At 40.3% G+C, this 13099-nt stretch carries 10 protein-coding genes; 2 read left to right on the top strand and 8 right to left on the bottom strand.

The window, feature by feature from the left end; translation table 11 throughout:
- Window positions 1-111 precede the first annotated feature (111 nt).
- Window positions 112-324, bottom strand: a complete 213-nt coding sequence (locus GTU69_RS16315) for a hypothetical protein (protein ID WP_166172073.1) — start codon at window positions 322-324, stop codon at window positions 112-114.
- Between the two features lie 879 nt (window positions 325-1203).
- Here GTU69_RS16315 and GTU69_RS16310 point away from each other — a divergent pair.
- Entirely contained in the window at window positions 1204-2475 is a 1272-nt protein-coding gene (locus GTU69_RS16310; protein WP_240921732.1) for a tyrosine-type recombinase/integrase, read from the top strand.
- A 157-nt stretch (window positions 2476-2632) separates the two neighbouring features.
- Here GTU69_RS16310 and GTU69_RS16305 read toward each other — a convergent pair whose 3' ends face one another.
- The 6 genes from GTU69_RS16305 to mhpT all read right to left on the bottom strand — a co-directional run bounded on the left by GTU69_RS16305 (window position 2633) and on the right by mhpT (window position 11417).
- Window positions 2633-3892 (bottom strand): OprD family outer membrane porin, encoded by a 1260-nt coding sequence (locus GTU69_RS16305; protein ID WP_166172069.1) that lies wholly within the window; start codon window positions 3890-3892, stop codon window positions 2633-2635.
- 225 nt (window positions 3893-4117) lie between these two features.
- Complete coding sequence (locus GTU69_RS16300) at window positions 4118-4522, bottom strand: PaaI family thioesterase (protein WP_166172067.1); 405 nt, start codon at window positions 4520-4522, stop codon at window positions 4118-4120.
- Between the two features lie 5 nt (window positions 4523-4527).
- Window positions 4528-6318, bottom strand: a complete 1791-nt coding sequence (locus GTU69_RS16295; RefSeq protein WP_166172064.1) for an acyl-CoA dehydrogenase — start codon at window positions 6316-6318, stop codon at window positions 4528-4530.
- The gene (locus GTU69_RS16290) at window positions 6315-7970 is read right to left on the bottom strand and encodes a long-chain-fatty-acid--CoA ligase (protein WP_166172062.1); all 1656 of its coding nucleotides are present in this window, start codon (window positions 7968-7970) and stop codon (window positions 6315-6317) included. The genes GTU69_RS16295 and GTU69_RS16290 overlap by 4 nt, the downstream gene beginning before the upstream one ends.
- 90 nt (window positions 7971-8060) lie before the next feature.
- Window positions 8061-10130, bottom strand: a complete 2070-nt coding sequence (locus tag GTU69_RS16285; RefSeq protein WP_166172060.1) for a 3-hydroxyacyl-CoA dehydrogenase NAD-binding domain-containing protein — start codon at window positions 10128-10130, stop codon at window positions 8061-8063.
- A 69-nt stretch (window positions 10131-10199) separates the two neighbouring features.
- On the bottom strand, window positions 10200-11417 hold the full coding sequence (gene mhpT / locus GTU69_RS16280) for a 3-(3-hydroxy-phenyl)propionate transporter MhpT (RefSeq protein WP_166172058.1): 1218 nt from the start codon (window positions 11415-11417) through the stop codon (window positions 10200-10202).
- A gap of 223 nt (window positions 11418-11640) precedes the next feature.
- On the opposite strand from mhpT, the gene GTU69_RS16275 reads away from it, so the two are divergent.
- Complete coding sequence (locus GTU69_RS16275) at window positions 11641-11997, top strand: MarR family winged helix-turn-helix transcriptional regulator (RefSeq protein WP_205683569.1); 357 nt, start codon at window positions 11641-11643, stop codon at window positions 11995-11997.
- 15 nt (window positions 11998-12012) lie between these two features.
- Here the strand turns inward: GTU69_RS16275 and GTU69_RS16270 are convergent, their stop codons facing one another.
- Window positions 12013-12597: a TetR/AcrR family transcriptional regulator gene (locus tag GTU69_RS16270; RefSeq protein WP_166172054.1), complete on the bottom strand. Its 585-nt coding sequence runs from the start codon at window positions 12595-12597 to the stop codon at window positions 12013-12015.
- Window positions 12598-13099: the final 502 nt, after the last annotated feature.

The following is a 13099-nucleotide window of genomic DNA, read 5'->3' as shown; positions in this document are numbered from 1 at the left end:
GTCCTTTATAGTTAAAGTGTTTGTTTGCACTCATATTTTAACTATTTAGACTCAGGTTTTTTTATTTAAAGCAAACTATGGGACAGTAGTGCCTTTTAGGGCTTTTTTTATTTAACCCGAGGTAATTAACATGCCATAACGTGCATTTAAATAATTTCCCCGACGAATGATATCTGCTCCATTGGCATGGTAAACCACCAACTCCTGAGTAAAAGTGTCATAACTGAACGAATCAAAACAATCCTGATGATGACTTAACCAGACCAAAGTGTCTGCTAATTGATCAGTGACAATGTAAGTATCTGCAGTAAAATCAATGCTCATGATACAATTTCAAATAGGTATAAATTGGTAGTTTAATCTTTTTTTCAATTGTTTCTAAGAACTAAAAAGTGAGCCCGAAGCTCACTTTTTAATGATCCCCATAGTTTCATTTAAAGCGGTTTATTGATGCCACACTTTCTGCATTCTTTATGTTCTCCGATCTCTTCCATATGCTCATACTCATACACATGTAAGCAAAATAATTTCATAAGTAATTGAAGCATTTTCTAAACTCCATCATTGTTTATTTTTTAAGTTCAGCTTCTATAATCTGATATTTCATCCTGAAACACCAAAGTGATCAAAAAAAGATCACCGTTATTTATTATCATATTTTTATGATAATTCAAATAACTTAACTCTAATTTTTAAGAAAATTACAAAATAAAATTCACTTAAGTGCTAAAGAGGCGAGACTATCTTCAAAAGCAAGAAATTTTAATCCATCAATAATTTTAGTTTCTATAAAAACATTAATAAAGCAATCTAAAACAATAGGTTATTAAAAATAAAGACTATAATATGAATATGTAAGTTTTGACTATCTAAGAAATAAAAGCTTCTTAATGAGACTTTTTTATTGCCTACCCTGCTTACACCATTTATTTTTGACTGCTTACATAGGATTTAGAATTAAAAAAGCACTCAAGAGAATAGCTCTTAAGTGCTTGATTTATTTGGTGGGCCCAGACAGACTTGAACTGTCGACCAACGGATTATGAGTTCTTACTCCTCTATATTTATTAGCGTTTATTAGAGTTCCTATATTGCTTTAATTCAATGATATACATAGAATTACCAAAACAACCAATCTTTTTTGAGTTGATAATAAAATCTTAAAATTGATTCTATCTGCTACCTATTTGCTACCTTTTTTTTATGACAACTACAACATTCAAATTTACAACAACTCGACTTACACAATGCAACTGCCCTTCAGAAAAGGATTATGTAATTTATTGGGATGAATTAGTGAAAGGATTAGGCTTGAAAACTTATACCTCCTCTAAAAAGTCGTTTCTATTTCAATCTCGTTTAGGTGGTAAAGTCATCAAAATAAGTATTGGTTCATTTCCAACCTGTACGATTGATCAAGCACGTCAAAAAGCTAAAGAGCTCGATATCATGTGTTCCAATGGAATTGATCCGAGACTTGAGAAAAAGAAACTCATTGCGAAAAATGAACAGGAAATCAAACAAAGTAAACGCAATAAACTTCTCTTTAAAGATGTTTGGGAAGATTATTTAGCAGCTAATAAATTTCGCTGGCGAGAAAGAACTTATAAGGATCATATTCGCTTAGCAACTGGGAAAAATGAAATCAAGATTGGGAAAAAAAGTTCTTTATCAAAACCACAACCTATATATGCCCTTTTAGATATTCCTTTAAGTGAATTGAGCAGTGTCGTCCTTAAAAAATGGTTAGACAAAGAAAATGAAACTAGGCCTACATCAGCTGCTCTTTCATACCGTCTAGTACGAGCTTGCCTTAATTGGGCTGAAGAACAAAGTCTTTATACAGGTCTTTTGCCTGACAGATCCATCCATTCAAAAGCAGTAAAGCAATCTGTCACATCAACTAAAGCAAAAAAAGATTGTTTACAGAAAGAACAGTTACCTGCTTTCTTCAAAGCAGTACTTTCTCTACCAAACCAATATATATCTGCATATCTTCTTACTACATTAATGACAGGTGCTAGGCGTAACGAGATTGCTACCTTGAAATGGAACGACGTAGACTTAAAATGGAATACAATGAAGATTGTCGATAAGGTTGATGATGAAGGTCGTATTATTCCTCTTACTCCGTTTATCAAAAATCTTCTTCTGAATTTACCTAAGCTTAATGAATACGTTTTTTATTCTGAAAAATCATCCACTGGCTATATAGTAGAACCAACAAAAAGCCTTAAAACTTCAGCAGCTAATGCAGGAATTGATGACTTATCAATTCATGGACTACGGCGTTCATTCAAGACCCTTTCAGAATGGGTATCTTTACCTAGTGGTATCGTTGCCCAAATTGCAGGACACAAACCTAGTGGTACCGAAGAGAAGCATTACACCGTGCGGCCAATCGATTTACTTAGAAAATGGCATATAGAATATGAAAACTGGATGCTATCCGAAGCTGGTATTACACAACAATAATTATAAAAGTATTCTTAAAAAGAGCTATTTAAAAATATAACTTATTATTTAATTATCCCCCATATAACTAACAAACCATTAAATATTAAATTCTTTATTTTTATTGTATCAACGCCCTCCTTTGAGAGCGTTTTTTATAGTGCTATAAAATAATATTTTAAAATTTCCAAGTATAATCAATGTTTACACGTTGCTCTTTAGCACTTTTAAAGGTTGCCTTTGGACCAAAGTCATTTTTATAATCTTCATGACGTAAACGTACAAACAAACCTTTGAGTGGCGTATTTTGGAATTGGTAACTCACCTCTACACCAAACTTTCGTTCCTCAAGCTCTTCACCTGGTTTAAGATTCTTAAGCTCAATTTCCGTGCCTTTTGTATAGCGCGTCATCAACTTTAATCCTGGTATTTGGTCTTTAAAATCATAGTCATAACGGACTGACCAGGCTTTTTCATTTGGATTCAAAAAGTCTGTTGCCCAAGCATCAATATAAGTATTGGCTTCGCCACCGCTTAGATATGGAAAACCAGTATCACCTGAGTTATGAATATAGCCTGTAGTAAATTTATGATTGTCCACACCTAACGCAACTACAAAATTACCATGGTGATTGTCAATATTCCCAGCAAGCTCGGCTCCAGAATCTACAGTTCTGAAATAGCGGAAATCGGTAAATAAATTATAGCGTTCATTAAAATGGTGGGTATTACGAGCCCAGAAAGTGTATTGATCATATACGTCATCTAAATTGGCATGATACAAGGCAAAGGTCGTTTCAGGACGTAAATAGTAATAGCCGCCGACATAGTAGAGACCATCAGTTTCCACCGATTTGTATTTCATATTGGCGCCAGATAAACGGATTTTTTCCCAATTTGTCGAGTCACGATGATTCACGCGATTGACATACCCTGCTTCAACTTTGATGTTATCTATATCTTTTGACTCAAGTGCTACCCCACGATACGTTTGTGGAAGTAGACGTGCTGGAGAACCCACCAATACAGGATTCACCGGGAAAAGTGTCCCGACTTTGAGCTCAGTCTCTGAAATTTTGGCTTTACCTGTGACCCCAATTTCACCAAAGGAATCCACTGGATCACCATTACCCTTAGCAGGAGTTAAACTTACTGCAGGCAAATATTCTTTTTTTCCCCATAAATTAAAACCAGCACCAGCGTACAAATCGGCACCAAAACCGACAGTTCCTTCGGTAAAGCCTGATTTTGCATTCAAAATAAATCCTTGCACCCATTGTTTGGCTGCAGGCTGAGTTACCTCCGGGTCAGTAAAGTTACGATCCAAATAGAAGTTTCGGGCGGTAAGACTGACATTACTGTCATTCACAAAATCAGCAAATGTTAGGGTTGGTAAAGTGGTAGAAATAGATAGCGCAGTTAAAATAAAGTATTTCATTGTCATTTTCCTTAGACAAAAGTTCCCTTTTCCATTGAATTGAATCAATAGAGATTTAAAAAAAATTGTTTTCAAAAGCAGCTTGGAAACGGCCTAGATGGCGACTTCCGAATTATTTGGGGTAGTTGTAATACGTCATCTCACTCTCCATCGAACTCTAATAAACATCATCCTGATGTATTTAAATAAGCAGAGCATTTATTGAGATAAATGCTCTGCTATGCTTTATACCAACATAAATGCAGCACTAGCTTTCGCAACTTCTTTCCCATTTTGATAAGCGATACTTTCAATATTGGAAATTTTGCGTCCCTGACGGACGAAGTACACTTCAACCTCTACCTCTGCAATATTGCAGGGACGTAAGAAGGACACATTCATCGTCACGGTTGCCGAAGGTGTTCCCTCTTGCGCAATAATGGCAAATAGCCCCATAGCATCATCCAACATGGAACAGATCATGCCACCCTGCACATGCCCCATGGGGTTAGCAAATTCAGCATTCGGTTGGTAGCTTAAACGTACTTTCCAGCCTTCTTCCTGCTCCACTTTCAGTACCTTACCGCGCAAAAAATGGTGAATCGGAGGAGGTTGTAAGTCTTCAAGAAACGCTTGCACATCAAAGCTCATATCGATTACTCGCCAAAGTAGGCATTTTCAAATGCCGTTACTGATATACCTGCGTGCTGTACGCTGTAAGCCAGGCCATAAATTTCTGGCAAGACCATACTGTGATAGAAACGTGCAGTCTGGATTTTGCCTTTCAGAAAGTTGCTGTTGACATCACCTGCGGCAAGCAATTCAGCAGCTTTCAAAGCGCTTTGAGCCAGCTGCCACGCACCAACCACCAAACCGGTTAGCATTAAGTAGGGTACAGATACGGACAATGCTTGCTTTGCTGACTGTACAAACTGAGCTGCAATGTGTTGACTATTTTCAGAAAGTACTTCAATCGCTGCAGCAAATTCTTTTGCAACATCAGCAAGTTCAGGGTTTGCTTGAATGTCTACTAGTGATTTTTTCATTAGGTCGATTAAGATACCGAGGTTTTTACCTTGGTCTTTTACGACTTTACGCCCAACCAAGTCTGCTGCCTGAATCGCTGTTGTACCTTCATAGATCACGCTGATTACCGCATCACGTAAGTACTGAGCAACACCAGTTTCCTCAATGAAGCCTAAACCACCATGTACCTGAATGCCTGTAGTTGTGGTTTTTAGTGCAGTTTCAGTTGCCCATGCTTTGAAGACTGGAATCAGTAAATCTACCAGACCTTGATTGTGCGCACGTATTGCAGAATCTGGATGGCGGAAGCTGATGTCTTGGGCTTGGGCAATAAATAAAGATAAAGCACGCATCGCCTCAACATTCGATTTCATGCTCAGTAACTGACGACGTACATCCGCATGCTCAATAATTGCAACTGGCTTTCCCGTTTCAACATCAGTACCTTGCACACGTTCACGAGCATAGTCTAAAGCCGCCTGATAAGAGCGGTCAGTCAATGCTACGCCTTCCATACCTACGGTTAAACGTGCCATGTTCATCATCACGAACATAGCTGCCAAACCTTTATTTTTCTCACCAACCAGATAACCTAATGCACCTTCATTGTCACCATAAGCCATGACACACGTTGGGCTGGCGTGAATACCGAGTTTATGTTCAATAGATACACAACGTAGATCATTACGCTCGCCTAAAGAGCCGTCGTTATTCACAAGGAATTTTGGTACCAGGAACAGTGAAATTCCACGCACACCTTCAGGTGCATCTGGCAAACGTGCTAAAACCAAGTGAATAATATTGTCGGTAAAATCATGCTCACCAAAGGTGATATAGATTTTTTGGCCATGAATGCGGTAGGTACCATCACCTTGGTCAATCGCTTTAGTTTTCAGAGCACCTACATCAGAACCAGCCCCTGGTTCAGTCAAGTTCATGGTACCAGCCCATTCACCAGATACCAGTTTCGGCAAGTATTTCTGTTTTAATTCATCGCTTGCCGCATGGCTAATCGCTTCAATAGTACCAACCGTCAAACCTGAACACATCACAAAGGACTTATTCGCTGCCATCATGATTTCACTGACTGCGGTTGACAGGATATAAGGTAAACCTTGACCACCAAATTCAGGATCCAGCGAGATATTATTCCAACCCGCTTGCGTATACTGTGCATATGCTTCTTTGAAGCCTTTTGGTGTAGTGACAACACCATCAGCAATTTTCAGGCCTTCACGGTCACCGCTAGCATTAATAGGGTCAAGTACATTGGTTGCAAACTTACCAGCTTCATCCAAAATTGATTCGTATAAATCAACACCTAAATCTTCGAGTCCAGGAAGTTGAGCCAATTGCTCTTGATCAAGTAAATGATTGAAGATAAAGCTTAAATCATTTAAAGGGGCTTTGTAGCTATTCATGCGCTCATTTCCTTGTCTTGCAGTAAACGCCAGTTAATTTTTCCACTTGCGGTTTTTGGGAGTTCTGTGGTGAATTCCACCACTTTAGGCACTTTGTAAGCCGACATATTGTCACGGCACCAGTTTCTTAATTCATTTTCAGTCATGTGCTGGTTGGCCTTGAGGACCACCACAGCTTTGACGCTTTCACCACGGTCATTTTTGTTACATGGGATAATGCAATTTTCTAAAATCTTTTCGTTTTGATAAAGAATGCTTTCCACTTCAGATGGCCAGACCTTATAACCCGAGACATTGATCATGCGTTTTAACCGGTCCGCCATAAAGAAATAACCTTCTTCATCGAAGTAGCCGACATCACCAGTTTTAAAGAAGCGCTTACCATCATGTTCAATAAACGAGGTTTCGGTTGCTTCAGGATTTTTCCAGTAGCCGCTGAACATGCATGGGCTATTGGAAATAATTTCACCACTTTGACGTACACCGAGTTCTTCACCAGTTTCCGGATCTATGATTCGACTATCCACATCAAAAAGAGGCACACCCAAACATTGACGCTTGCCACGACCGTAGGGATTTAAATGCACCCCTGCTGCCATTTCGGTCATACCCCAGCCCTCGATAAACTCGATTCCGGTTAAGGTTTCAAAGTCCTGGGCAATCGCATGTGGCATACCTGTCCCGCCACCATAGACATGAGTGAAAGATTTAAAGTTGAATTTATTGACGTCTGGCATAGCCAGCAAATCCACCACCATGGTTGGAATACAACACCAATGGGTTAAACCATGTAAGTCCACTACTTGTGCCGCACATAGCCGATCCCAACGGGTCATCAAATAAGTCGTTGCACCCAGCCAAATCGGTAGGCACATGGCATTGACCATGCCCGTTACATGGAAGAATGGTGTAACTGACAATACTTTTGCCGTGTTATTCCACGGACTCCAGTTAATTTGGGTCAGAATTTGCGCGACCAAAGCACGGTGACTGAGCATGCAGCCTTTCGGGTGTGCAGTTGTACCAGAGGTATATAAAATTACCGCGAGATCTTCACCTGAGCGCGTGGCTTCTGTCTCAATTTCGGCATGCTGTAAGGCAGTTTGGAAATAGGTGATAGAGGCAGTTTCAGTGACTGCAGGTGCTTGCAATACCGTTTCTGGAATAACGAATTTTGTTGGGGTAAAAATGTCATCACCATAACGTGCGGCAATGATTTTTTCTAAACAGGTCTTGCCGAGCAAACTTTCAAATTCAGCAACCAGTTCTGACCCGACAATCGCGACTTTGCTTTCAGTGTCCGAGACATACCATTCCAGCTCCAATGCCTTATTCATTGGGTTAACCGGTACCACCACTGCATCGCAACGTAAAATGGCATAATACGCCACAATAAACGACACACTATTTTGCATGCTAATCACGACACGGTCACCAGCTTGGACATTCGCCTGTTGCTGCAAATAACCAGCAAAACGGTTCACACGTTCATTTAAAGTCGCATAATCCACTTGGCTGCCATAATAATTCACTGCCACTTTGTCTGGATAACGTTTGGCATTGGTTGCTAGATGCTCGTACAAACCGGTCTGCGGATATGACAAGTGTTTCGATAAATGACGTGGCCAATGATTAAAATGTAATGTGCTCATCTTTTATTTACCCTCTGGGTGCTCCAACTCTTATCAAGATTTACTGGAGTCACCACATCCTTTGATTTTTTAATCTGTCCTTTGATCTTTTTAAGCTGCTGATCGAGCGAGCAAAGCTGGTGCTTGCCAGAATGAAGCATCCGTTGTTGGGTCTTGGGCAAACTGTTGCATCGCCGCAATCATGTTGTCCAAGCCCTGCTCTGTAGCGTAGAACATTGGACCACCACGCCAGCGAGGGAAGCCATAACCAGCCAGATACACCACATCAATATCCGATTGACGTAAGGCAATTCCCTCTTCCAATAGGCGGAATCCTTCATTCGCTAACGCATAAATACAACGTGCCACAATTTCTTCATCGCTAAAGTTTTGCACTTGAATGCCACGTTCAACTCGGTAGGCATCAATCATGGCCAACACTTCGGCATCCTGCTCACCCCGGCGGTTACCCTGGCTATAGTCATACCAGCCCTTTTGGGTTTTCTGCCCCAAGCGTTTAGCTTCTACCAGCTGGTCAGCGATCCCAGAGAATTTTTTATTTGGATCAATTTTCAGTTGCTGTTTACGGATCAGGTAACCAATGTCATTGCCTGCCATATCACACATGCGGAATGGTCCCATCGCCATGCCCCAGTTTTCCAAAGCACTATCAATTTGATATGGCGATGCACCTGCATCAATCAGTAAACCTGCAATACGCAAATACTCATTCAGCATACGGTTGCCAATAAACCCATCGCAGACACCGGCAACCACGGCAACTTTGCGTAAACGTTTGCCAATCTCTAAAGCCGTCATCAAAGTGCTGTCATCTGTTGTGTTAGTACGAATTACTTCTAACAGTGGCATCACTTGCGCTGGACTAAAGAAATGCAAACCAACCACCGATTCAGGACGCGAGGTTTGCTCTGCCAATACATTTAAATCCAGTGTTGAGGTATTACTGGCCAATACAGCATGCGGTGGCAAATATTGATCCATTTGCTTGAGAACAGATGTTTTAACCTCCCAATCCTCAAATACGGCTTCTAGAGCCAAATCCACCTGTGTAAGGGCTGAATATTCAAGGCTGGTGCTTAAATTGGCTTGGATGCTTTGGGCTTTTTCTTCAGTTAAACGCCCTTTAGCGACCTGAGCTGCAAAATGCTTTTGAATCAGGCTTAAACCACGCTCCAGCCCTGCTTGCTGATTTTCAATTAAGGTGACTGGGAAACCTGCTTGCAAGAAACAAATTGCGATACCACTCCCCATTGTTCCAGCACCAATAACTGCAACTTTTTCAATGTTTTTAGCACATGCATCTGTACTTAAATCTGGAATATTTTTCGCTTCACGTTCTGCAAAAAAGGCATGTCTTAAGCTTTTAGATACCGAGGATGTGGTCAAGCTCTGGAACAATGCCTGCTCTTTGGCAAAACCTTGCTCAAAATCTAAAGTGACTGCCGCCTCTACCGCATTGATGATGGCGTGCTGTACCACATTTTGCGGTTTAATTCCGGCAGCATCACGTTTGGCTTGTAGAAGCTCTACCAAAGCATCGTTTAGTTCCAAGGTTATATGTTTAATATGCGGTGCTTTTTTAACAGTAACTGCAAATTCTATGGCAGCTTGTTTTGCATCTGCATCTGTAAGTACATCTAGTAATGGAGTATCAGCAAGTAACGCAAGCTTGAGCGGCTTGCCGGTTAAAATGGCATCCAATGCCACTTCAGCTCCAATATAACGCGGTAACAATTGCGTACCAGCTGCACCTGGCAACAAACCTAAATGCACTTCAGGCAATGCCAACTGTGCTTTGGCATGCACCACACGATGATGACAGGCCAGTGCCAACTCTAACCCACCACCCAAAGCAGTTCCTGAAATGGCAGCAACCACTGGTTTATCTACATCAGATAGCAAATGTACTAAATCATGCAAAGATGGAAACTGAAGATGAGTGCCTGCAGAAAACTCGGCAATATCTGCACCCGCACTAAATGCCTTGTTTGAACCTGCCAGGACGATTGATTCAACCTCTGCATCTGCCAACAATTGCTGGATCGCTTGATACAAATCTGCACGTAGTGCATGCGAGAGCACATTTAATTTTTCAGTTTGAAAATTGACAACGCCAACTTGACCTTGTTTTTCAATCAGAATTTGATTTACAGAACTCATGCTCATCTTCCATTTATTCGTTTAAAAAACTGCAGTACCCAGTCCAAACTCAATACTGCATCACGGGTTTTATGCTTGTGCTTGGGCACGTTTTTGCATGGTGCCCAATAAAATGAGGATCAGAACTGCAGCAATAATGATGCCTGGGATACAAGTCGCAATCAGTCCTGTAGCCCCACTACCCATAGCCAAGAATTGACCTGCCAGTGCTGGGCCTGTCATCGCACCAAAACGACCAACAGTCATAGCTGTTCCTACACCTGTTCCACGCATTTGTGTTGGATACACTTGGCTGCCCAAGGCATACAACACCATTTGACCACCAATCGTGAAACATCCTACAAGCGCACCGGCAAAGTACATTGCTGTCACGGTGTCAAAGCTATTCAATGCCACTAGACCGATAACAATGCCGCTATACATCAACAGAATGACGTTCTTCATTTTCCAGCGGTCCACTAAAATACCGAGCACAATCGTGCCGATGAATGCACCAACCGAGAAGAACATTTGCACCATGGTTGCTTCTTGTTTCTTGAAGCCTAATTCCATGAGTAAGGATGGCAACCAGTTCAGCAGCATATACACCACCATCATGGTGAAGAAATAGCCCACCCAGAGTAGGAGTGTTTGCATACGGAAATACTGGTTGAATAAATCACTGAATTTGGTCGCTGCAACTTGATTAGTATTTTGTTGGGTTGCTAGGAATGCACGTGATTCTGGTAAAAACAGCATCATTAGTGGAATGACCAACAACGGTAGAATTCCACCAACATAGAAAATTACTTTCCAATCAGTTGCCAATGATGTACTTGCTAATAAGGACACAGCAATACCACCTATAGGCATACCACAGTACATCAATGAAATGGCACGACCACGTGCTTTCTCACTTACTGCTTCTGAAGCCAATGCCACCAGGTTGGGCAAAGCTGCACCCAAACCAACACCTGTCATAAAGCGTGCGCAAAGCAGACCTGAGTAAGAGGTTACCCATGCCGTCAGAATTGAAAATAAACCAAAAAGTGTAACTGAGATGATTAAAACTTTTTTACGGCCAATGCGGTCACCTAAACGACCACCCACAATCCCGCCGGGTAATAAACCTAAAATTGCGGCACTAAAGAATAATCCTAAAGCGGATTTATCCAAGCCAAAGTGAGCACCCACACCAGCAGCGACCACTCCTGCAGATTGCAAATCAATTCCCTCAATAAATGCAATGAGGAAACAGATCAAGATTGTCATCACAGCATTACGCTGTGTATTTTGTTGTTGTTCCATGCAACGTACCCTTTTTGTTTTGCTGTCCTAGCGAAAACAAATTAATTTGATCTGGATATATTGTCAAGTAAGATTGACGTTTATTTTAATTAGCCAAAGGTATTAGGCGTCATAAAACTGAAATTTTTGTTATATTGATCAAAGCTTTTTTAACGTAAAAAAAATTGTGAAATCACTCAGAGTATTGCTACGCACCCGCCTTGAATGGATTGAAGAGCATTTAATGCAGAATGCTGAAAAAAACGGCTATGGGTACGTAACACCCTCAATGGCAAGGCTTTATAGTTATTTAGGTAATGCCCCTGTACCAATGTCTGAATTAGCGCGCAGATTAAAAATTTCTCGGCAAGCGGTACATCAATTAGTCAATGAAGGGATCCATTCGGGTTTTCTGGAATTGCTTGACAGCCCGAATGATAAAAGGGTCAAAATGGTACAGTTCAGTGTGGAAGGACAAAAAATGGCGTCCGTTGCAATTGCTGAAATTAATAAAGCAGAAGAAGAACTTAAACAGTATATTGGGGCTGAAAATGTCCAGGACCTAAGACGAATTTTAGAATTAAAATGGCCAGAAGATTAATTGATCGCTAGCCATTTATAAATGCAAAGCCTGTTTGATATAAAAGTTCATTAAATCGGTGCGCCCACCCACCGATTTTTGATAATAAGTTGAACTTAATAGTAAGCAGGCACCATGAGTAATGGTCCAAACATAAGATAAATAATCGCGCACAGCTATTGAACTACCACAGGATTTTAGAAACTCAAGCGTAATATCCTTAACCTCTAAAATACGTTGCTCGCGTATTGCATAGAGTTGTTCAAATTTATGTTTAAGGCCTCTTTCCTGACTGGTAATCCGTTCTTCAATATTATGAAACAAAACGGTTCTATTCGCATTTTCTAAATGATAAAGCATATAAGTCGTAATACTTTTTTTCACATCCGTTTGATCATTTTTCGCAATATCAAGCAAACGCTTTTCATTCATGATCAATAATTCTAGGTACAGCTGATTTTTACTATGAAAATACTTATAAATCGTACCCTTGGCAATGTCGAGGGCTGTAGCCAAATCACCAACAACAATATCCTGGTTATTTTCCAGCAAGAGTTGCTCTGTCACCTCCAAGATCTTTTGCTTTTGTAAAAAGATTTTTTGGTGGCGTGTGATAGTCATACAATTTCAACTCAAAAGAAATCAATAAATCTTATATAAATTGATATTGCTTCATAATGAATAACCATGCTGCATTTTGTCAAGATAGATTGACAAAATATATGGTATCTGTATTTAGAATAATGACTCAAGAGATTTAACATTCTTATATAGTTTTAAAAGGCCGTGTTGCATAGCCCTATAACCAATGGTTTATTCAGTGCTTAAACTTGGTGATTACTCACAGTAGAATAAAAATCGGTAAATATAAATAAATACACCGGACTGCTCACAGTAACCTAGACAAGAAGACTAAATCATTTTAAGTTGTCTCATATCTAGGTTACCCGGCTCATATCAAACATCCTAAAAATGGAAATTTAGTTGGCTAGCTCCAGTTGAGATGATGTCTGAATAACTCAGACTCTAAACTAACCTGAATCGCGGATAAGAAATTCGCTTGAAAAAAAGGTGGCTGAAAACCATTAGGGAGTTACCACACCACCTACGCCTTCAGCCACCA

Origin of the sequence: Acinetobacter sp. SA01 (assembly GCF_011319235.1) — a bacterium.
Lineage (GTDB): Bacteria > Pseudomonadota > Gammaproteobacteria > Pseudomonadales > Moraxellaceae > Acinetobacter.
The sequence above is the reverse complement of the archived record's forward strand: the minus strand, read 5'-3'. Positions and strand labels throughout refer to the sequence as shown.

What these genes read in the sequence shown, in the direction of transcription:
- GTU69_RS16315 (WP_166172073.1), bottom strand. Translation starts at nt 324, where the DNA reads ATGAGCATTGATTTTACTGCAGATACTTACATTGTCACTGATCAATTA.
- GTU69_RS16310 (WP_240921732.1), top strand. Translation starts at nt 1,204, where the DNA reads ATGACAACTACAACATTCAAATTTACAACAACTCGACTTACACAATGC.
- GTU69_RS16305 (WP_166172069.1), bottom strand. Translation starts at nt 3,892, where the DNA reads ATGAAATACTTTATTTTAACTGCGCTATCTATTTCTACCACTTTACCA.
- GTU69_RS16300 (WP_166172067.1), bottom strand. Translation starts at nt 4,522, where the DNA reads ATGAGCTTTGATGTGCAAGCGTTTCTTGAAGACTTACAACCTCCTCCG.
- GTU69_RS16295 (WP_166172064.1), bottom strand. Translation starts at nt 6,318, where the DNA reads ATGAATAGCTACAAAGCCCCTTTAAATGATTTAAGCTTTATCTTCAAT.
- GTU69_RS16290 (WP_166172062.1), bottom strand. Translation starts at nt 7,970, where the DNA reads ATGAGCACATTACATTTTAATCATTGGCCACGTCATTTATCGAAACAC.
- GTU69_RS16285 (WP_166172060.1), bottom strand. Translation starts at nt 10,130, where the DNA reads ATGAGTTCTGTAAATCAAATTCTGATTGAAAAACAAGGTCAAGTTGGC.
- mhpT (WP_166172058.1), bottom strand. Translation starts at nt 11,417, where the DNA reads ATGGAACAACAACAAAATACACAGCGTAATGCTGTGATGACAATCTTG.
- GTU69_RS16275 (WP_205683569.1), top strand. Translation starts at nt 11,641, where the DNA reads ATGCAGAATGCTGAAAAAAACGGCTATGGGTACGTAACACCCTCAATG.
- GTU69_RS16270 (WP_166172054.1), bottom strand. Translation starts at nt 12,597, where the DNA reads ATGACTATCACACGCCACCAAAAAATCTTTTTACAAAAGCAAAAGATC.